At 57.6% G+C, this 20,237-nt stretch carries 19 protein-coding genes and 1 pseudogene; 13 read left to right on the top strand and 7 right to left on the bottom strand.

From position 1 onward, the window contains the following. Positions 1-102: 102 nt before the first annotated feature. Positions 103-3,558, bottom strand: coding sequence for a chromosome segregation protein SMC (gene smc, locus GKR98_09215; GenBank protein ID QMU58355.1), 3,456 nt, complete (start codon positions 3,556-3,558; stop codon positions 103-105). Between the two features lie 218 nt (positions 3,559-3,776). Here smc and GKR98_09210 point away from each other — a divergent pair, with 218 nt between their 5' ends. After that, complete coding sequence (locus GKR98_09210) at positions 3,777-4,304, top strand: NADPH-dependent FMN reductase (protein ID QMU58354.1); 528 nt, start codon at positions 3,777-3,779, stop codon at positions 4,302-4,304. 43 nt (positions 4,305-4,347) lie between these two features. Continuing rightward, positions 4,348-5,129 (top strand): annotated as a pseudogene (locus tag GKR98_09205) (acyl dehydratase). 82 nt (positions 5,130-5,211) lie between these two features. Here the strand turns inward: GKR98_09205 and GKR98_09200 are convergent. Continuing rightward, the gene (locus GKR98_09200; GenBank protein ID QMU58353.1) at positions 5,212-6,264 is read right to left on the bottom strand and encodes an FAD-dependent oxidoreductase; all 1,053 of its coding nucleotides are present in this window, start codon (positions 6,262-6,264) and stop codon (positions 5,212-5,214) included. Between the two features lie 29 nt (positions 6,265-6,293). Between GKR98_09200 and mnmD the strand changes: the two genes are divergently transcribed. Further along, entirely contained in the window at positions 6,294-6,971 is a 678-nt protein-coding gene (mnmD, locus tag GKR98_09195) for a tRNA (5-methylaminomethyl-2-thiouridine)(34)-methyltransferase MnmD (GenBank protein ID QMU58352.1), read from the top strand. 109 nt (positions 6,972-7,080) lie between these two features. Here mnmD and GKR98_09190 read toward each other — a convergent pair whose 3' ends face one another. Together GKR98_09190 and GKR98_09185 are read right to left on the bottom strand one after the other, a co-directional pair. Beyond that, complete coding sequence (locus tag GKR98_09190; protein ID QMU58351.1) at positions 7,081-7,701, bottom strand: ABC transporter substrate-binding protein; 621 nt, start codon at positions 7,699-7,701, stop codon at positions 7,081-7,083. Beyond that, entirely contained in the window at positions 7,679-8,437 is a 759-nt protein-coding gene (locus GKR98_09185; GenBank protein ID QMU58350.1) for a VacJ family lipoprotein, read from the bottom strand. Before GKR98_09185 ends, GKR98_09190 begins: the two co-directional genes overlap by 23 nt. A gap of 206 nt (positions 8,438-8,643) precedes the next feature. On the opposite strand from GKR98_09185, the gene GKR98_09180 reads away from it, so the two are divergent. From GKR98_09180 to GKR98_09160, 5 genes are all read left to right on the top strand, one after another. Beyond that, on the top strand, positions 8,644-9,108 hold the full coding sequence (locus GKR98_09180) for a RidA family protein (protein ID QMU58349.1): 465 nt from the start codon (positions 8,644-8,646) through the stop codon (positions 9,106-9,108). Continuing rightward, positions 9,105-9,860, top strand: coding sequence for a phosphodiesterase (locus GKR98_09175; GenBank protein QMU58348.1), 756 nt, complete (start codon positions 9,105-9,107; stop codon positions 9,858-9,860). Before GKR98_09180 ends, GKR98_09175 begins: the two co-directional genes overlap by 4 nt. A 62-nt stretch (positions 9,861-9,922) precedes the next feature. After that, complete coding sequence (locus GKR98_09170) at positions 9,923-11,107, top strand: GNAT family N-acetyltransferase (GenBank protein QMU60043.1); 1,185 nt, start codon at positions 9,923-9,925, stop codon at positions 11,105-11,107. Further along, entirely contained in the window at positions 11,104-11,397 is a 294-nt protein-coding gene (locus GKR98_09165; GenBank protein QMU58347.1) for a 4a-hydroxytetrahydrobiopterin dehydratase, read from the top strand. Before GKR98_09170 ends, GKR98_09165 begins: the two co-directional genes overlap by 4 nt. Then, on the top strand, positions 11,397-12,248 hold the full coding sequence (locus tag GKR98_09160; protein ID QMU58346.1) for a mechanosensitive ion channel: 852 nt from the start codon (positions 11,397-11,399) through the stop codon (positions 12,246-12,248). Before GKR98_09165 ends, GKR98_09160 begins: the two co-directional genes overlap by 1 nt. 99 nt (positions 12,249-12,347) lie before the next feature. Here GKR98_09160 and GKR98_09155 read toward each other — a convergent pair whose 3' ends face one another. Continuing rightward, positions 12,348-12,836, bottom strand: coding sequence for a redoxin family protein (locus tag GKR98_09155; protein ID QMU58345.1), 489 nt, complete (start codon positions 12,834-12,836; stop codon positions 12,348-12,350). Between the two features lie 80 nt (positions 12,837-12,916). On the opposite strand from GKR98_09155, the gene GKR98_09150 reads away from it, so the two are divergent. The 3 genes from GKR98_09150 (at position 12,917) to GKR98_09140 (ending at position 15,008) form a co-directional block, all read left to right on the top strand. Further along, the gene (locus GKR98_09150; protein ID QMU58344.1) at positions 12,917-14,125 is read left to right on the top strand and encodes an NAD(P)-binding protein; all 1,209 of its coding nucleotides are present in this window, start codon (positions 12,917-12,919) and stop codon (positions 14,123-14,125) included. Next, the gene (gene rsmD / locus GKR98_09145; GenBank protein ID QMU58343.1) at positions 14,122-14,682 is read left to right on the top strand and encodes a 16S rRNA (guanine(966)-N(2))-methyltransferase RsmD; all 561 of its coding nucleotides are present in this window, start codon (positions 14,122-14,124) and stop codon (positions 14,680-14,682) included. Before GKR98_09150 ends, rsmD begins: the two co-directional genes overlap by 4 nt. Before the next feature lie 140 nt (positions 14,683-14,822). After that, the gene (locus GKR98_09140; GenBank protein QMU58342.1) at positions 14,823-15,008 is read left to right on the top strand and encodes a hypothetical protein; all 186 of its coding nucleotides are present in this window, start codon (positions 14,823-14,825) and stop codon (positions 15,006-15,008) included. A gap of 9 nt (positions 15,009-15,017) precedes the next feature. On the opposite strand, the gene GKR98_09135 is transcribed toward GKR98_09140, so the two are convergent. Continuing rightward, positions 15,018-15,770 carry a methyltransferase domain-containing protein gene (locus tag GKR98_09135; protein ID QMU58341.1) on the bottom strand — a complete coding sequence of 251 codons (753 nt, stop codon included), beginning with the start codon at positions 15,768-15,770 and terminating at the stop codon, positions 15,018-15,020. Between the two features lie 26 nt (positions 15,771-15,796). Then, positions 15,797-18,562, bottom strand: a complete 2,766-nt coding sequence (locus tag GKR98_09130) for a formate dehydrogenase subunit alpha (protein ID QMU58340.1) — start codon at positions 18,560-18,562, stop codon at positions 15,797-15,799. 193 nt (positions 18,563-18,755) lie between these two features. Between GKR98_09130 and GKR98_09125 the strand changes: the two genes are divergently transcribed. Beyond that, positions 18,756-19,397, top strand: coding sequence for a histidine phosphatase family protein (locus GKR98_09125; protein QMU58339.1), 642 nt, complete (start codon positions 18,756-18,758; stop codon positions 19,395-19,397). A 15-nt stretch (positions 19,398-19,412) separates the two neighbouring features. Further along, complete coding sequence (locus GKR98_09120) at positions 19,413-20,024, top strand: glutathione S-transferase (protein ID QMU60042.1); 612 nt, start codon at positions 19,413-19,415, stop codon at positions 20,022-20,024. Positions 20,025-20,237: the final 213 nt, after the last annotated feature.

Here is a 20,237-nt window from a genome sequence, read left to right as displayed (position 1 = left end):
TGTTGGGAAGTTTTTAATTTACCCTTTGTTAACAACACCATAACGGTCATTTACTTCAATGGCTTGGCGCACATTTGTTTCGCCTGTGAAACATTATCCGGCTCAAGCGACCATGGCTTCTGCGCGCTTCAGATCAACGGAAACCAGCTGGCTGACGCCTTGTTCGGACATCGTGACCCCAAACAGGCGGTCCATGCGAGCCATGGTTACTGCGTGGTGGGTGATGATCAGGAAGCGGGTGTCGGTGCGGCGGCACATTTCGTCGAGAAGATCACAGAACCGGGTGACGTTGGCGTCGTCCAGGGGTGCATCGACCTCGTCCAGCACACAGATCGGGGCCGGGTTGGCGAGGAAGACTGCGAATATCAGAGCCAGTGCGGTCAGGGTTTGCTCGCCGCCGGAGAGGAGCGAGAGGGTCGAGAGCTTTTTTCCGGGGGGCTGGCACATAATTTCGAGGCCAGCATCCAGCGGATCGTCGCTTTCGACCAGCAGCAGTTTGGCTTCGCCGCCGCCGAAAAGATGGGTGAACAGCAAAGAGAAGTTGGAATTGACCTGTTCGAATGCGGTCAACAGACGTTCGCGGCCTTCTTTGTTGAGGCTGGCGATGCCGTTTCTGAGGGCGCGGATCGCCTCTTCCAGATCGGTCTTTTCGGTGACCAGCGTGTCGTGCTCTTCACTGACTTCCTTGGCATCTTCCTCGGCGCGCAAGTTAACTGCACCCAGGGCGTCCCTGCCACGGCGCAGGCGCATGACCTCGGCGTCGATTCTCTCGGCTGACGGGAGCTTTTCCGGGTCGGCTTCCAGAGTTTCCAGCAGCTTTTCGGGTGTGGTTTCCTGTTCTTCTGCGATCCGATCGGCGGCTTGGGTAACGGTTTCGCGCGCGGCTTCGGTGCGGGCCTGGGCGGCTGCGCGATGTTCGCGGGCGTCCGAGGCGCTGCGTTCTGTGTCACGCTCGGCCACCTTGGCGTCACGCTCTGCCGTTTCGGCGATGGCTAGCGCGTCGGATGCTTTGCGGCGGCGATCTTCGGCGTCGGCCAGGGTGTCGGCAAGGGTTTCGCGGCTGGCGGCGATGCGGGCGGGGGCGGATTTGGCCTCTTCAAGTTCGGCTTCGGCTTCGGTGCGGCGGCTGGCCAGTTCGGCGATGCGGGTGCCAGCGTTTTCCAGCCGCTTTGACCAGGTTTCGCTTTCGCGTTCGATGGCGGCCTGGCGTTTGGTGCGGGCTTCGCCTTCGCGTTTCAGCTTATCATGGGCCGAGCGGCGGGCCATCATGGTCATGCGCGCGGCTTCGACCGTGACTTTCAGGTCTTCGGCAGTGGCGCGCAGGGTGTCGAGGTCATCCAGACCAGCCAGCGCGGCTTCGGCTTCGCCAAGGCGTTGTCGGGCGGAGGTGGCTTCGTCGCCGTGGCGGCTGACGGCCAATTCGGCAGCTTCGCGTTTCCCGGCTGCGATATTGCGATCAGCCTCGGCGCGGCTGAGAGCGCGGTTGGCTTCGGCAAGACCGTGATCGGCAGCGCGGCGGGCATCGCGGGCTTCAGTAACGCTGGTGGCGAGGCTTTCCAGTTCGGTTTTCAGGTGGTCATGGGCGCGGGCGGCACCGTCGGATCGGGCGGTGGAGCCTTCCAGATCGTGCTTTAGGGTTTCGAGGCGGTTCAGTTGTTCGAGGCGGAGGGCCGCGGCAGAGGGAGCATCGCCTGACCCGGCGCGGAACCCGTCCCAGCGCCAGAGGTCGCCTTCGGCAGAGACGAGGCGTTGGCCGGGCAGAAGATCGGATTGCAGGGTGGGGCCGTCTTTTTTGTCGACGAGGCCGACTTGAGAGAGGCGGCGGGCGAGGACTTGGGGGACGGTCACGTAATTGGTGAGCGCGGCGACTTTGCCAGGAAGCGCCTGGGGTTTCGAATAGCCCGGAAGCGAGGCCCAGCCGGATGCGCCGTCATCTTCGATGGCGGGCGCGCGCAAGTCGTCAGCGAGAGCTGCGCCAAGGGCTTTTTCGTAGCCGGACTTTACACTTAGCAGGTCCATAACCTGACCGCCTTCGGCAGTATCGCGGCCAACCAGGCGGGGAAGTGCGGCGACTTCCGCTTGAAGGGCGGCGACTTCGCCTTCGGCAGAGGAGCGTTCGGCGCAGGCTTCGGCCTCGCGCACTTGGGCGGCTTCGCGGGCGTCATCGACAGTGACAAGCGCGGCTTCAGCGGCGGTTGCGGCTTCGGTTGCGGTGGCCAGCGCGGTTTCGGACGTGGCGAAAGCGGCGGCGCTGGTGGTCAGGTCGTGTTCGAAGGCGGCGGCTTCGGTGCGGGCCTTTTCCTCGGCGGCTTCGCTGCGCGTCAGGGTGGTCTGAGCGTCGTCCAACAGGCGCTGGGCCGATTGGTGGCGGGCGGCGAGGCGGGCGACGTCTTCGGTCAGGGTCGAGAGATCGTTCTCGCGGTTTTGCAGAACTTTAGCAGCGTCGCGGGCGGCTTCGGAGGCCTCTTCGAGGGCGGCTTCGAACCCTTCGGAAGCGGCTTCGAGTTCGGCAGCCTCCTCTTTCAGGCGTTTGAGTGTATCGCCTGCGTCTGCATTCAACGCGCCTTCACGATCGGCATCGGCGGTCAGTTGGGCGATGCGGGCTTCAAGGGTTTCGATGGCGCGGGTGGCGCGGGTCTCGTCTTCGTCCAACTGGGCGATTTGCACCTGGATGCGGTTCAAAAGGGCTGCGGCAATCGCCTCTTCTTCGCGTAGGGGCGGCAGGGCCTCTTCCGCTTTGGTGCGATTACCAGTTGCTGCGCGGGCGAGGCGTTCGGCTTCGGCAGTGGCGCGGGTTTTTTCGGCGAGATCTGCTTCTGCAGATGTGCGGGCGGTCTCGGCTTCACGCCATTTCAGATAGAGGAGAAGGCCCTCGGCGTGGCGAAGTTGCGTGCCAATCTCGCGATAGCGTTTGGCCTGACGAGCCTGCCGCGCGAGCGAGGCCAATTGGCTGGCGAGTTGTTCGATCACGTCATCGACGCGGGCGAGGTTGGTTTCAGCGCCTTTCAGCTTCAATTCGGCTTCGTGGCGACGTTGGTAGAGGCCGGAAATGCCTGCGGCTTCTTCCAGAATGCGACGTCGGGCCTTGGGTTTGGCGTTGATCAGCTCGGAAATCTGGCCCTGACGCACAAGGGCCGGGGAATGCGCGCCGGTTGACGCATCCGCGAACAACATTTGCACATCGCGGGCGCGGACGTCCTTGGTGTTGACCTTGTAGGCCGAGCCAGCGTCGCGGGTGATACGTCGGATAATCTCAAGCGCGTCGTTGTCGTTGAAACCTGTTGGTGCAAGACGGTCGGAATTGTCGATCATCAGCCCGACTTCGGCGAAATTACGGGCCGGACGGGTCGCTGCACCAGCGAAAATCACGTCTTCCATGCCGCCGCCCCGCATGGCGGTGGGCCGGTTTTCGCCCATGACCCAGCGTAACGCCTCGAGCAAATTGGATTTGCCGCAGCCATTGGGGCCGACAACGCCGGTCAGACCATCCGCGATGATCAGATCCGTCGGATCGACGAAGCTTTTGAAGCCATTCAGTTTAAGGCGCGAAAATTGCAAGGGCGCTGGGTCCAACGGTCACTGATTCCGAGTGCCGAGTTTCGACGGCGTTGCGGGCGGAGTCAATGTCAGACGCAATGGGGAGTGGGCCAATAGGCAGTTATCCACAAGATATTGCGACCTGGGCAGTATCACAGGCTCTGTGCATGGGCGTAGGTTGTTCGGCGCAGCAGGCGTGATAGGTCAGTTCTGAAACGTCCAATGCGTAGGGATTTGTTATGATTTTAGGGATTTCCGGTTCACTGCGGCAGGGAGCGACGAATACTCTGTTGGGCCGCGAAGCTGGGCGCGTCTTTGGCGGAGAATACGTTGAAGCGGATTTGCGGTTTCCGCTTTTTGACGGCGATTTGCAGGACGCGGAGGGCATACCGGGGCCGGTGCAGGTGTTGGCCGATCAAATTGTCGATGCCGAAGCGGTCGTAATCTCGACGCCGGAGTATAATCAATCGCTGTCGGGAGTGTTGAAGAACGCGTTGGACTGGGTGTCGCGTGTGGAGGGGAAACCCTGGGCCGGGAAGCCCGTCGCTTTGATGTCTGCAGCCTCGGGCCGGTCCGGTGGAGCGCGGGCGAATTATGCGCTGCGGCTGGCGATGACATCGTTTCGTGCGCGACTGTTGAGCATGGAAGTGCTTGTCGCTTCGGCGCGCAATCAGTTTGACGAGGACGGGCGGTTGATTCCTGAGCGGATACAGACGCAGGTTGAGACATTGATGGACGCTCTGCGAGAAGAAGCGGCGCGCCGCTGATGCTCGGTTGCCGAATCGTGGTGCGACTTCTAGCGTCGCGCCGATGAATGGCGGCGATACCACACACCGATTGACGGACAAGATTGACCCCGCGCGCGCGGACGCGCTGCGGGCTGCTTTGGGCGTGGATTGCGCGGTTGGCGTTGGGGCTGTCTTGCCGCCGTTGGCGCATCTTGCATATTTTTGGGACCCCGCCGCCGAAGATGGATTGGGTCGCGACGGGCACGAGAGGCTTGGCGGTCTTATCCCGGACCTTGGGTTGCCTGTGCGTATGTGGGCGGGCGACTGAAATTTCATGCGCCGTTTCGGGCAGGTGTTGCTGGAGAACGGGTGTCGCGCTTGGTGAATGTTACGCGCAAAGAGGGGCGCAGCGGAAAGCTGGGTTTCGTCACTTTGCGCCATGACATCAAGCAACGCGGTGCGCTTGTTGTCAGTGAAGATCAGGACATTGTTTATCGCGAAGCGGGCGCGGGTGCGGTGGAGCCGCCGGTTGAAACTGCCGAGGCAGACGAGCGTCGTGCATTGAAGTTGAGTGCCGTGTCACTGTTTCGGTATTCGGCACTGACGTTCAATGCGCATCGCATTCACTACGACGCCGACTACTGCCGGGAAGAAGGATATGGCGGGGTGGTGGTTCATGGACCCTTGTTGGCAACGCATCTGGCGCTTTTTGCCGAGAGTGTGCTTGGCGGTTTGGCGAGCTTTTCATTTCGGGCGACGGCGCCCCTGCTTGTGGGAGATGTCGCCTGGTTGTGTCGATCAGGCACGCGGTATTGGGTAGAGGGACCGCGGAGGCGCATTTGTATGGAGGCGGTTGCGGGCTGATCTGTTGTTATGCGGCGCGCAAGCGATTCCTTGGTTTGGGGCGCTGCCCCCGGGGTCTGCGACCCCTTCCCCCGAAGTATTTCTAAACAGAAGAAGCCAGTGTGCTGGTGTGGAAGCTGGCTGGTATTTGGTCTTTGCCTTCGAGGATCAGGTCGCACATGGTCTCGGCAACTTTTGGGGCGATGCCAAAGCCAATTTTAAAGCCGCCGTTGGCGATAAAGTGGTCTTTGTCTGTGGGGTGGGGACCAAGAAGCGGTGCGCGCGACGTGGCGCGTGGGCGCACGCCGGCCCAACGCGCCAGCACGCGCGCGCCTTTTAGGGCCGGGATCATTTCGGTGGCGCGCGTTATCAAATCGTCGACCTGCTGGTCAGTTTCGGTGGGATTGGTGAACTCTCGTTCTGAGGTGGAGCCGATGGCCGTGGTTCCATCTGTATGCCCAATGATGTGGAGGCCGTCGGCGAAAAGCTGCGGTTGGTTGGAGGCGTCGTGTTTTAAGAGTGCGGCCTGGCCTTTGACGCCGTTGCCGACGGGCTGGTTCAGTTGCCGGGAGAGGTCCATCAGCCCTTCCCAACCTGTGGCCCAGACAGTCGCGCCGGTTTTGTCCGGTGCACCGGGGTCAATGTCTACGCCGCGCGCCCTGAGAGCTGCGGCCAGGCTTTGAACAGCTTGGCGGGGGTTCAGTATCGCGGACAGATCGTCTGAAATGTACAGATTTGTGGGCGATGGCGGAAACCAACCCTTGATCCCATTCTGGTCAATCACCTGCCAATTGGCGTTGTGCTGCCAGTTTTGCTCCGCGTCCCCGGTCCGTGCGCGGGCGAGAGCAATGCCGCGTTCGGTCTGGATGGGTTGCAGGCGGCCGCACCGTCTATACCCGGTGGGAATGCCGGAAGTAGCTTGAATTCCTTGCCAATAACTTTGCGACACGAGCAGGCTATCCAATTGAAATTGTTTCTTTTCATTCCATTGGTCCGGTGTGTGTGGTTGCAGTGCGCCTACGATTCCACCTGAGGCACCGCTGCCCGCACCATTGGGGTCGACGACACGCACAGTTGCGCCACGCTGAAGGGCAACCCAGGCGACGGACAGGCCAAAAACGCCTGCGCCGCAGACGGTCAGATCGGGCATTGCCAAACCGATAGCTCCTTGTCAGGTTTCGCCGGATGTTGAGCAAACACTTAGACCAATCCCCTTCAGGCAGCCAGCGTGCTGAGATCAGTTGGCGCGAGGATGTGCCCGTGTCGGATCGGTTTGATGATCCGTATTACTCGATCCATGACGGGTTGGCTGAGACCCGGCATGTGTATTTGTCTGGCAACGATTTACCGGAACGGTCTGCCGACGGGTTCCATGTTGCGGAGTTGGGATTTGGCACCGGGCTGAATTGTCTGGCAACGCTTTTGGCATGGCGAAGAAGTGGCATAAGAGGGGTGTTACACTACACAGCATTCGAACTTTATCCAATGAAGGCGAGTGATCGCGCCCGCGCGTTGCATCAGTTTGACGAGGTGCGTGAGGTTGTGCCGGAATTGGAAGATGTGGCTGTCACTGGCGATTTGAAGCTGACCATAGTTGAGGGGGATGCGCGGGTTCTGTTGCCTGCCTGGCAAGGCCGCGCTGATGCTTGGTATCTGGATGGTTTTGCACCCACCCGAAATCCTGAATTGTGGGAGGCGGGCCTTATGGCCGAGGTTGCGCGCCACACGAAGCCAGGCGGAACTTTTGCGACTTATACCGCTGCGGGCGCGGTGCGGCGCGCTTTAAGTAATGCGGGATTCACGGTTTCTCGGGTTCCGGGATTTGGTCGCAAACGACACATGACGACGGGCAAGCTGGATTAGCGTTTTTTGGCTTCTCTTGTTCACAAATACTTCGGGGTGAGGTCCAGGATGGGCCGAGGGGCAGCGCCCCTTGATAAAGCATATCTTGCCCGCCGACAGGCGCGCTTTATTAACCAGCCTTTGCTAGGACTTTGATCAATGCGTCCAGATCGCCGCGTTGCTTATCCAGCATGGCACCGATTTCGGCGCGTTCTGATTTCAGCAGGCTGATCCCTTCGATCAGTAGATCAAAGAACAGGTCCTTGCCGGATCTGTCATAGACCATGAAACTGACGTCGAACGGTGACTGGCCGCGCAGTTGAGCGACAGCTTTGACTTCCTGGAAACTTTTTACGGCCCGTGCGCCAGTGACGCGAATTTCGCTGCCTTCAAATTCGCGGAAGCGTTTGCCATATTTGCGCGACAAGTAGCCCACGAATGCTTCTGAAAACTTTGACATCTGGCTTTTGGAGGCACTGCGGGCTGGCGGACCCAAAGCTGAACGCGCAATATTCGGCACATCGGCGTAACGCCGGAATATTCCCTCGAAATCCCTGAGAATGGCGCTTTCGGACTTGCCTGAGTTGATGACGGAATTGATCTCTGTCACGGCCTTGTCGATCAGTTTGCGGGCTTCATCCTCGGAGAGGGCGAGCGCCGCGCCTGGACGAAATGCCGTCAAGGAAAGCGTGGAAAGGCCACCAATAATTACATGGCGGCGCGCGAGGTTACTCTTGAAGGAAGTCATCATAAAGGTCCTCATAAGGGTCGATGGCGATTTCTTCACCATCGGTGCCCACCGCGAAGCGGCGGGAATCCAAATAGAAAATGCGAAGTTGTGAATAACTATCGGCGCTGTCGTAGAGAATGCTGTCGATCGTGCCTGCAAATTCGTACCGATAATTCAGTGTTTCGGTCACGAAAAGGCCGGTATCGGCATCCTCGACATCTGGGCCGAACATGACACCAATTGGATTGGTGATTATGTCCACGACAAGTCCGGCCGTGTCGCGTTCGGTTGATGGTCCGATCAAGGGCAGGACCTGGTAGGCCCCTTCCTCGGCACCCCAAACGGACAGAGTTTCGCCGAAATTGGAGTCACGAGCTTCCAGACCGAAATCCTGTGCCGGATCGAAGAGGCCGAACACGCCTAGCGTCGTATTCACCATGAAGCGCGCGACATTGTGGACGGCATCTTCAAGCTTGCCTTGCAACGCCTTGTTTAAAGCAGAGGCGGGCAGACCCAGGTTTCCGGCGGCATTATCCAAAGAACTGCGAACGGGATTCGGCACAACATGACCGTACACCTGACTGGCCGGGCGCAATATGACGCGATCCGCGGCTGTATTGAAGTTATGTGTCACGCGATTGACCGATTCGTATGGGTCGTGCACGTCTGTAGGTTCATTCGGGACCGAACATCCCGACAAAACCAAAAGCCCAACAAATAGGGGCGTAATCCATCTATTTACTACTAAGGCAGCCACAGCAAAATACCTGTTTCGTCACTTCTATAACGCGTCAAGTTCGTCCTACATAGGCTGTTTGGCAGTGAAGAACAGACTAACTTTGCGCAATTTTGTTGAATTGCACGTTAGGTGTTGCCTGTCATCCGCGTCTGGGCGAAATCATGCGCATAACGATTCCAATTGCGATAATATGAGCGCACCCTGCCACCAATGAGGACCCTTTAATGACCACTGAATTTGACCAAAATCTTGCAAATCTGGGCCTAAGCCTGCCTGACGCGCCCGCGCCAGGAGCAAACTATGTTCCTTTTGTGATCACAGGCAATGCTTTGTATGTGTCTGGCCAAGTTTCCATGGATGAAAACGGTTTCGTCAAAGGCAAATTGGGCGCGGACATGAGCGTTGAAGACGGTGTGAAATGTGCCGAGCTTTGCGCGCTTTCTTTGTTGGCACAGGCAAAATCTGCTTGTGGCGGCGATATCTCGCGTTTGAAGCGCGTGGTGAAGTTGGTCGGGTTCGTAAATTCGACGCAGGATTTCACCGATCAACCAGCTGTTATCAATGGCGCTTCTAACCTGATGGTTGCCGTTTTGGGGGATGCGGGTCGTCACGCTCGCTCGGCTGTCAGTGCAGCGTCACTTCCATTTGGCGTGGCTGTTGAGATCGAAGGCATCTTCGAAATCGCATGACCAATGCCTTGCCAGCGAGTTTTCTGGACCGCCCCATCGCGCATCGTGGTCTTCACGACATCAGCGAAGGCCGGCCTGAAAATTCGTTCGAGGCGGCACGCGCGGCCATCCAGGGCGGATTTGGCATTGAGTTGGATGTTCAGGTTTCATCGGATGGTCGGGCGATGGTCTTTCACGACTATGAACTTGATCGCGTGACCGATGAAACCGGGGCGTTTCATGCTCGTTCGGCATCAGAACTATCAGGTATCCGCCTGAAGGGCGGGAAAGAGGGTATCCCAACACTGGAAGAGTTCTTGCGGCGCGTGAACGGGCAGGTTCCGGTTCTGGTCGAGATCAAAGATCAGGACTTTGCACTTGGCCCAAATGTCGGCCCTCTTGAAGCGGATGTTGCGCGTGTTTTGGCTGCGTATCGGGGCGATGTCGCAGTCATGTCTTTCAATCCCCATTCTGCAGCCGAATTTCAAAAGACGCTTCCACATGTCCCAAGGGGGTTGGTGACCGAGAGTTTCCCGGAAGATGGCTGGCCTGTTCCGGCGCCGGTTCTTGCCCGTTTGCGCGAGATTCCGGACTACGAGCGGGTTGGGGCCTGTTTCATCAGCCACAGTGTGCATGATCTGGACCGACCGCGCGTTGGTGAATTGAAATCCAAAGGCGCGGATATTCTTTGCTGGACTGTGCGGTCACAGGATCAAGCCGACGAAGCACTGCTTTTTGCAGATAACATAACCTTTGAGGGATACTTGCCCTGAAGAAGCGCTTGAAATGCCCGTGTTTCATGCCACGTTACGCTTGAACTCCCGGGCACATGGCGATGACCACAGACGACATCGAGATATCCGTTCTCGGCACCCTTGCCGATATCGCGCCCGAAATTTGGGACGCTTGCGCCAGCCCAGAAACTGGGGATGGCGGACGACCTATTGATCCCTTTACAACACATCGGTTTCTGAAGGCCCTGGAAGACAGCGGATCCGTGGGTCACGGAACAGGTTGGCAGCCACAGTATCTGGTGGCACGGCAGGCGGGCGAGGTGATCGCCGTTGCCCCGCTTTATGCCAAGGGTCATAGTCAGGGCGAATACATCTTTGACCACAACTGGGCCCATGCATGGGAACGTGCAGGTGGGCGCTACTATCCCAAACTACAGCTGGCGGTACCATTCACTCCGGCAACGGGACGCCGTTTTCTGACGCGACCGGGGTTTGAAGATCGGGGGCTTCAGGCGCTCGTCCACGGCGCTTTGCACATCGAAATGGAAAACCAGTTGAGTTCGCTGCACGCCACGTTCTGTACTGAAGAAGAGGCAGGCCGCGGGGCCGAAATGGGCTTGTTGCATCGGGTGACCCAACAATACCATTGGGCAAATGGCGGTTATTCGGCATTCGATGCTTTCCTGGGCCAGCTTTCATCACGCAAGCGCAAGACAATTCGCAAAGAGCGGCACACGGCGCAGTGCTTTGGTGGCGACATCATCCAATTGACCGGGGACGCGATTGAGCCCGAACATTGGGATGCCTTCTGGCATTTTTATCAGGACACAGGTGCACGAAAATGGGGAACCCCTTACCTGACGCGCGCATTTTTCGATATCGCACAGGCGGAGCTGCGTGATGAAATACTGCTGGTTCTGGCCTTGCGAGATGACCAGCCGGTTGCGGGCGCATTGAACTTTATTGGTCGGGACACGCTCTTTGGTCGTTACTGGGGTGCCATTGAACACCACCCCTGCCTGCATTTCGAGCTGTGCTATTATCAGGCAATTGACTATGCGATTGCCAAAGGTATGACCTCGGTCGAGGCGGGCGCGCAGGGTGAACACAAACTGGCGCGGGGCTATTTGCCCGTGGAATGTCATTCCTTGCATTGGATCGCGGACGATGGGTTTTCGAATGCCGTTTCGGAGTATCTTGAGGCAGAGCGGAAGGCCGTGGAAGATGATATCGAAGTGCTGACCAGTTACGGACCGTTTCGAAAAATAACCGAGGAACCGGAATGACAGACAAATTAGGTGAGTCTGAGCGCAGCGAGACCCTTTCGCGACTTGCGGAAACGGGTTGGGTGTTGATCGATGGTCGAGACGCGGTCCAAAAAACGTTCAAGTTCCGAAATTTCGCGCAGGCATTTGGGTGGATGACCCGTATGGCGATTGAAGCAGAGAAGATGAATCACCATCCTGAATGGTTCAATGTCTACAACCGCGTCGAAGTCACCTTGACGACCCATGATGTGAATGGTTTGTCGGCGCTCGATGTGAAGCTGGCGGACAAGATGGATAAGGCGGTCTGATGGATATTCTCTCGTCAATTCTGAACTTTGAGATTGGCGGCACCACAATCGGTGCATACCTTTCTGTCGAATTCATTTTGAATGCTGTTGGAAATGTCGTTTTGGCGGCGGTAATTCTGATCGTCGGTTCGTTTCTGGCTGGGTTTCTGAAACGCCGTATTGTCAGAATTTCCGAGAAATCCGAGCATTTCGACAATACCATGGGCCGTTTTCTGGGCAATATTGCCCGCTATGGCGTCCTGGCGCTTACGATCATATTTGTTCTTCAGAATTTCGGGTTTCAGACAACGTCTCTGGTGGCCCTTTTGGGTGCTGCTGGCCTGGCCATTGGTCTGGCTTTGCAGGGGGTTCTTGGCGGTGTTGCGTCGGGCGTCATGATTGTGGTGTTTCGCCCGATCAAACTGGGCGATTTCATTGAAGTGAACGGCACCATGGGCACGGTCAAAGACATTTCGATCTTTACGACCGAGTTGGCGACGTTGGACAACGTGAAAATCATCATGCCAAACACCGAGATCTGGTCCAACACGATCACCAATTACTCTGTTTATGACACGCGGCGCGCGGAATGGATTTTCGGTGTTGGATATGGCGCAGATTTGGCGAAAGCCGAGGCCATCATACGTGACGTTGTCTTCAACGACCCGCGGTCGCTGAATGACCCTGAACCGTTCTTGCAAGTAAACAATCTTGGTGACTTCTCGGTAGATTTTCTGGTGCGGTGCTGGGTATCATCGGCTGATTTTTTCCAGTATCAGGCCGATATGAAGCGCAAGGTCAAAGAAGCGTTTGACGCTGGAGGAATAGACATCCCATTCCCAACCCAAACCGTTCTGCGACACGACGTCTGAGACATTCTTTCTGGTTAAAATACTCTCGGGGGAGCGCGAGGGGGCGAAGCACCCCTCGCATACTAGGCGCCGTGTCGGGCCAAAGGCCCGGCCGTTGGATCAAACCATTTCCAACAGCGTTTCGCCTGCAGTCATGATGCATTCGCCGCGGGACTCCTCAATCTGAAGCACCTCGACAACACCGTCGTTAATCACCATCGCCGAACGCACGATTCGCTGGATGTAACCCACTGCCGGTGCATCGAACGTCAATCCGATGGCCTGACCAAAGGCGCTGTTCCAGTCCGCAAACATGGTAATGCCCTTGGTCTTTGCCCCAGTGCTTTCGCCCCAATGGTCGGAGACGAAAACATCGTTCACGCTGACGCAGATTATCTCGTCGATGCCCTTTTCGCGAAAAGCATCAAAAGTGCGTATGAAACTAGGCATGTGCGCGTTGGTGCAGGTCGAGGTATAAGCGCCTGGCAATGCGAAGATCACAACTTTCTTGCCAGCAATGTGATCGGCCACATCGATGCTTTCAGGACCGTTTGAGCCCATTTGAAGTACGTGGGCAGATGGAATTCTGTCTCCGACAGCGATTGTCATTGCATGGCCTCGATGCTTGGGGTCAATGTTAATGTATATGGATATAACGCGCCGAGGCGCGAGGGCCAGAGGAAGACGGGATGAGTGGAGTAGTAATTGTCGGCGGCGGACAGGCTGGGTCTTCGATGGCAGCGAAATTGCGCAACCTCGGCTATGAGGGTGCTGTGACTCTGATCTGCGGGGAACCTGTTCCACCCTATCAGCGACCACCTTTATCGAAGGCTTACCTTTTGGGTGAGATGGCGGAAGAGCGCCTGTATTTGAGGCCCGAGAGTTTTTACGCCGATCAGAATATTACGCTCAGATTGGGTAAGGTTGTGTCTGAGATTGATACGGCATCGCAGTCTCTGGTGGTCGATGGTGAGACGCTGACCTACGACCATCTCGCATTGACCACGGGGTCTGTGCCGAACCAATTGCCTGCGGCTGTCGGGGGTGATCTTGACGGAGTTTATACTGTTCGATCCCTGGCAGACGTGGACCGGATGGAACCTGAATTTCGCGAAGGTGCACGGGCCTTGGTGATTGGCGGCGGCTATATCGGACTGGAAGCTGCGGCAGTTGCGACGAAATTGGGCGTGGCTGTCACCGTTGTTGAAATGGCCGAGCGCATTCTGGGGCGTGTCGCTTCGCCTGAGACGGCGGATGCCGTTCGGGCGGTGCATCTGGAACATGGTGTGACCATCCGTGAAGGTGTTGGGTTGAAAGAGCTGGTTGGCCATGACGGGCGCATCACGGGTGCGGTTCTGAGTGATGGGACAGAGATTGAGGTCGATTTCGCTATTGTGGGTACGGGTATTCGCCCGGACGTGGCTTTGGCCGAAGCGGCTGGGATTACCTGCGACAACGGGATTGCGGTAGATGAGTTTGGCCAGACATCAACTCCGACTGTCTGGGCCGCTGGCGATTGCGCCTGTTTTCCGTTCCGAGGCGTGCGGATGCGATTGGAATCTGTCCAAAACGCCATTGATCAGGCTGAAGCGGTGGCCGCCAATATGTTGGGGGCAAATACAGCTTACGATCCCAAGCCCTGGTTTTGGTCGGATCAGTATGATCTGAAATTGCAGATCGCGGGCCTGAATACGGGCTATGATCATGTCGTGACCCGGACCGGCGAGGGCTCACGAAGCTTCTGGTATTATCAAGGCGACAAGTTGCTGGCAGTGGATGCATTGAATGCGCCGCGCGACTATATGGTTGGCAAGCGTTTGATCGAGGCTGGTAGAAGCCCGGATGCTGGTGCCATCTCTAATCCTGATACGGATTTGAAAGCACTGTTGAAGGCGTGAGGATCATCGGCGGACGGATGCGGGGTCTTGGGTTGGCATCAGTTGGCAAAGGAGATTCTGGCGCGCATCTGAGACCCACCACCGACCGGGTGCGGGAGTCGATTTTCAACTTACTGGTCAATGGGGGTTATGGGGATCCGATTGCCGACGCTTGCGTTTTGGATCTGTTTGCCGGGACCGGGGCGTTGGGGCTTGAGGCCCTGAGCCGGGGGGCTGAGTTCGTGACATTCGTGGACAACGGGCGAGTGTCTTCGCGGTTGTTGGCGAACAATATTGGGCGGGCGAAAGCGCAAGATTTTGTGCGCGTCATTCGACAGGACGCGGTTCGGCTGGGCGCGGCAGACAGGTCTGCTTCTTTGGTGTTTCTTGACCCGCCTTATGGCAAGGACCTGGGCATCAAGGCGCTGGAGGCGGCTGTTGCCGGTGGATGGATTGCCACCGACGCGCTTGTTGTCTGGGAAAAGGCGTCACCGCAGGACGCCCCGGACGGGTTTTCGGTTCAGGATAGTCGTAAATACGGCGATACATTTGTGACGTTGATGACATTTGAAGGGTAAAGTCGCCGCGCCTTTGGCGCGTCGATCCGCGCGCCGACTGCGTCGGCGCAGGTGCGTATTTTTGACAAGTTGAAGTGGGTGGTCTGGTCTTGTTGCAAATGTGATTAGGTGTGGCGGCCCTGGCGATGTAGTTTGGACCTATGAGTGATTTTACCGCAGATTTTCCGCTTTCGCTGGAGCTGGACGCAGCGAAAGCGCCCCGAAAGCCTTCGAAGGTCAGCTGGCCTTTGATGGGTGATGTGGTGACCGTGCGGGCCGGGGTGCCGGAGCATCTTATTCAATGGAACCGAGCTGCGGGTGAGGATGATCCCGAGCCGCAGCTTTGATGCGTATCCCTACGTTGCGATGTGACCGACCGGGATTATTTCCGGCGAATTTTGCGTAAAAGGCCCGCCCTGCCAGTCGCCAAGCCATTGCTGCACGCTTAGTCCTGCGTCTTTCATCAGATCGCTTATCTCGGACAAAGATGAATACCGAATTCGAGCTTCGGCGGCGTGGGTATTGCCCGTTTTGAGAATTCGATAACCGTTGGTGTAGGTCAGAATGCCGCTCTCTTCGTCATATTTGGAGGAATTCCACTTTTCGAATGCGCCCAGTTCCGGGTGGTGTCCGGTAGAGAGGGTTTGAGATTTTGAGCGCTCTTTAGACCCTGGATACTCGGGATTTCGAGTGTCGAATATGAACGTGCCGTTTTCGGACAGGTGAGCACGGATTGTGTGCAGGCAATTCAATTGTTGGTCGCGTGTGAGGAATACCTGAAACGTGTGTCCGGTCAGGACGATCAGGTCGAATGTTTCGTCCAGTCGCATGGTCTCGGCGCTGCCTTGGTGCCACGTGACTTTGTCTGCGCTTGGTCTTTGGCGCGCGATGTCCAGCATTCCGGAGGCAGGCTCCACACCGACGACGCGACGCGTGTCCGCGATTGAGCATGCGAATGCACCTGTGCCGCATCCGAGATCGAGGACGGATCGGGCGTTTGATGCGAGGTCCCGGCAATAGTCGAAGTCGTGGCGCGAAGTCTGCGCGCTGTCATAGAATGCGGCCAGATTGGGATCTGCAAAGAGTGGGCTGACTGTTGGGTCGTCCATGGGTGAGTCCAATACTGGTGACTGAACTATTCAGCCGCGATCTGGTCTTTCGCTTTCTCGATTCTGACAGCTGCGAATTTGAATTCGGGGATTTTGCCGTAGGGGTCAATCGCCGGGTTCGTCAGGATATTGGCGGCGGCTTCGACATAGGTGAAGGGCACGAAGACCATATCCGGCGCAATCGCCCGGTCGGCGCGCGCCATGAGTTGGATCGAGCCGCGACGGGTTGTGAGTTCGACCATTTCGCCGGGCTCGACGCCAAGCTGGCGCAGTGTGCCGGGGTGGAGCGAGCAGTTGGCTTCGGGTTCGACCGCGTCCAGAACTTTTGAGCGGCGCGTCATCGAGCCGGTGTGCCAGTGTTCGAGCTGACGGCCTGTGGTCAGGATCATCGGATATTCGGCGTCAGGCGTTTCATCCGGGGCAATGACGCTGGCGGGTGTGAACTTGGCGCGGCCTTCGGGGCGCGGGAAACCATCGCCGAAAACGATGGGCTGTCCTGGGTCCGTAGGGGACAGTGACGGATAGGTCACCGCGCCTTCGTTTGCGAGGCGGTCCCAGGTGATGTTGCTGAGCGAGTTCATGTTCAGCTTCATTTCGGCGAATACTTCCGAGGGATGGTCGTAGGACCAATCGAGGCCGCAGCGCTGGGCCAGCTCAACAGTGATGGCCCAATCTTCGCGCGCTTCGCCGGGTGGTGACACGGCGGGGCGGCCCATCTGGACCTGGCGATTGGTATTGGTGACGGTGCCGGCTTTCTCGTAGAACGCCGAGGCGGGCAGGATGACGTCGGCATAGTTGGCGGTTTCGGTCAGGAAGATGTCCTGCACCACCAAGTGATCGAGTTTCGCCAGCGCGTCGCGGGCGTGGTCGACATCGGGGTCTGACATGGCCGGGTTCTCGCCAAGGACATACATCGCCTTGATCTTGTCTTCATGGACGGCGTCCATAATCTCGGTCACGGTCAGGCCCTTTTCGCTGGACCAATCGCCGGAGTTCCAGACCTGTGAGAAGGCTGAACGCACGCCGTCGTCGGTGACGGACTGATAATCGGGCAGGAACATCGGGACGAGGCCCGCGTCGGATGCGCCCTGGACGTTGTTTTGGCCACGAAGCGGATGAAGACCGGTGCCGGGGCGACCGACGTGGCCGCACATCAGGGCAAGGCTGATCAGGCAGCGGGAATTATCCGTGCCGTGGATGTGTTGGCTGACACCCATGCCCCAGAAGATCATGCCCGCTTTTGCGCCGGCGAATTCACGGGCGACGGCGCGCAATTGTTCCGCCGGGATGCCGCAGATGCCTTCCATCTTTTCGGGTGTGAAGTCCTTCAGGTGGGCTTTTTCGGCTTCCCAGTTTTCGGTGAAGGCTTCGATGTATTGCTGATCGTAGAGGCCTTCCTCCACGATGGTCGACATAATTGCGTTCAGCATGGACACGTCCGCGCCGGGGCGGAATTGCAGCATGTGGGTTGCGAAGCGGCGCAGGCCGACGCCGCGCGGGTCCATCACGATCAGTTTGCCGCCGCGTTTGGTGAATTGTTTGAAGAAAGTCGCCGCGACGGGGTGGTTTTCAATCGGGTTGGCACCGATGACGATAGCGACATCGGCGTTTTCGATTTGGTTGAAAGTGGCAGTCACAGCGCCGGAGCCGACGTTTTCAATCAGCGCGGTCACGGATGAGGCGTGGCAGAGGCGTGTGCAGTGGTCGACGTTGTTGTGGCCAAAGCCCTGACGGATGAATTTCTGGAAGAGGTAGGCTTCTTCATTTGTGCATTTGGCGCTGCCGAACCCTGCGACTTCGCGACCGCGGCCTTTCAGGCCCGTGGCGGCGAATTCCATTGCTTCGTCCCAAGACGCTTCGCGGAAGTGGGTGCCGACATCGCCGGGATCGACGTTCAGGCCTTTGGCAGGCGCATCTTCGCGGCGGATCAGAGGTTTTGTCAGGCGGTGCGGGTGGTGGATGTAGTCGAAACCGAAGCGGCCCTTGACGCAGAGGCGTCCTTCGTTGGCGGGGCCGTTGATGCCTTCGACGTATTTAACCTGACCGTCTTTGACCTTCAGCGAAACCTGACAGCCGACGCCGCAGAAGGGGCAGATGCTGTCGACTTCGCTGTCGTAGTCTTTGCTGTCGCCGATGCCTGCGCCTTCGGTGACCGTGGCGGGCATGAGTGCGCCAGTTGGGCAGGCTTGAACGCATTCGCCGCAAGCGACGCAGGATGAAGCGCCCATGGGGTCGTCGAAATCGAAGACCGGATAGGAGTCGTGACCCCGCCCGGCCATGCCGATGACGTCGTTAACCTGCACTTCGCGGCAGGCGCGGACGCAGAGATTGCACTGGATGCAGGCGTCCAGGTTGACGGACATGGCGACATGGCTGTCGTCCAAAAGAGGGATGTGGCCTTCGTCCATTTTGGGAAAGCGGCTGTCTTCGACACCTTGCGCCTCGGCCATGTCCCAGAAGTGGCTGGATTTGTCGTGGGCGTTTTCGCGCGCTGGCTGGTCGGCAGCCAGCATTTCGATGACCATTTTGCGGGCCGTTTTCTCGCGCGCGCCGTCGGAAGTAACCACCATGCCTTCGGTCGGTGTGCGGATGCAGGAGGCGGCCAGATTGCGCTCGCCGTCGATGGACACCATGCAGGCGCGGCAGTTGCCGTCAGAGCGATAGCCGGGCGCGTCTTTGTGGCAAAGGTGCGGGATCAGTGTTCCTTCGCGCTTGGCGACTTCCCAGATGGATTCTTCTGCATTTGCCTCGACCTTGCGGCCATCCAGCGAGAATTGGATTTTGTCGGACATTAAACGCGGCTCCCTTTGGAACGATCTTAGACCATGACGTTGCGGGCGGAAACGCTCCAAAGACGACGCGACTTTGATTATTTGCGCCGAATCCAAATCAGCTGGCGCGGATCGGAAACCTTCGGGTGCCACAGCGTTCTGGCGTTGGCATTCGCCTGTAGCTTCTTTATTCCCTGAAGCTCAAGGAGCGAACATGGGCGAAATAATTCTGGTTCGGCACGGGCAGGCCAATTCTGAAGCAAAAACTGAGGCTGACTATGATCGCTTAAGTGACAGAGGGCATCAGCAGGCTGCAATGTTGGGCGATTGGATGCGGGAGCATTCCTACAAATTCGACCATGTATGGTCGGGCACCCTTAGGCGGCATCGAGAGACGGTGTCTGGCATGGGCTGGGATGCTGACGAAGACGCGCGGTTGAACGAGATCGACTATTATACGTTATCGCAACAGATGCATGATGTGAAAGGTGAACCGCTGCCGGGTCCGGATGACTTCGCGGATCACATGCCGAAAGTTTTCGCAGCCTGGAAACAGGCCGAGATAGAAGGGCAGGAAACCTACAACGCATTTGAGTCGCGTGTGAGAGACTTGCTGATCGAGGCTTCTGTTCCCGGTCGTCAGTTGCTTTGCGTGACTTCTGGCGGTGTGATCGGCATGGTTCTTCGCCATATTCTGGATCTTGATCTGATGAAAATGTCACGGATCATGCTGCCCATATGGAATACGTCCATTCATCGGCTGACAGTTAGGGGTGATGAAGCCTTTCTGGCGGGTTTCAATGCTATTCCACACTTGGACCGTCCTGAACGCACCGAGTTTCGCACACATTACTAAAGAGGTCTTTCCATGTTGAAACTCTATTGGGCTGCAAACACGATCTCGACCGCCTCGGTCATTGCGTTGGAAGAAGGCGGTGTTCACTGGGAGTCTTTCCCGGTTGACTTTGGTAACGCCGAGCAGACCAGACCGCAGTATCTTGCTCTGAACCCGAAGGGCCGAGTTCCTGCTTTGGCCACGCCTGAGGGGATTGTCACCGAAACAGGTGCAATTCTTGAATATCTTGCCGCTACAGTTGTACCTGGATTAGTGCCCGTCGACCCACTGCAAGCAGCAAGGATGCGTGAAGTGATGTACTACATTGCGTCTACCATGCATGTGAATCACGCGCATCGGATGCGCGGGCCTCGTTGGGCCATTGAGGAGAGTTCGTTTGCGGACATGAAGGCGAAGGTCACTGAAAATATGGCCGCGTCGTGTGCATATTTGGAGCCGCAGATTGAAAAGCCCTTTTTGTTCGGGCCGGATCTGACTCTTGCGGACTGTTGGCTTTATCCTGCCGTGCAATTCCTGAAAGGAGATGGCGTGGATGTGGAAGATTATCCGCGTTTGGCGGCCTGGAAAGCGGCGATGGATGCGCGCCCATCGGTCATTACCGCCCGGCAAAAGGGGCTGCTTGGATGACTTTTTCGTTCATTCGCGCCAATCCAGCCGATCCTAGTAGCTAGGGCGGCAACACCCCCTAGATATGGTCTCCCATTGGTTAACAATTCCAAAAATGCCGCAGGATTGAATACCTAATGGCCCAGTCACGCCACAATATGGGCAAATTCTGTCGATAGCTCTGATCGGGTCGTAACGGCACAGGTGACTGTTTTGTAGCTTCATATCAGAAGC

It is taken from the genome of Boseongicola sp., from assembly GCA_014075275.1.
In the GTDB taxonomy this organism is placed as follows: Bacteria; Pseudomonadota; Alphaproteobacteria; order Rhodobacterales; family Rhodobacteraceae.
This window is presented reverse-complemented; position numbering and strand designations above follow the sequence as displayed.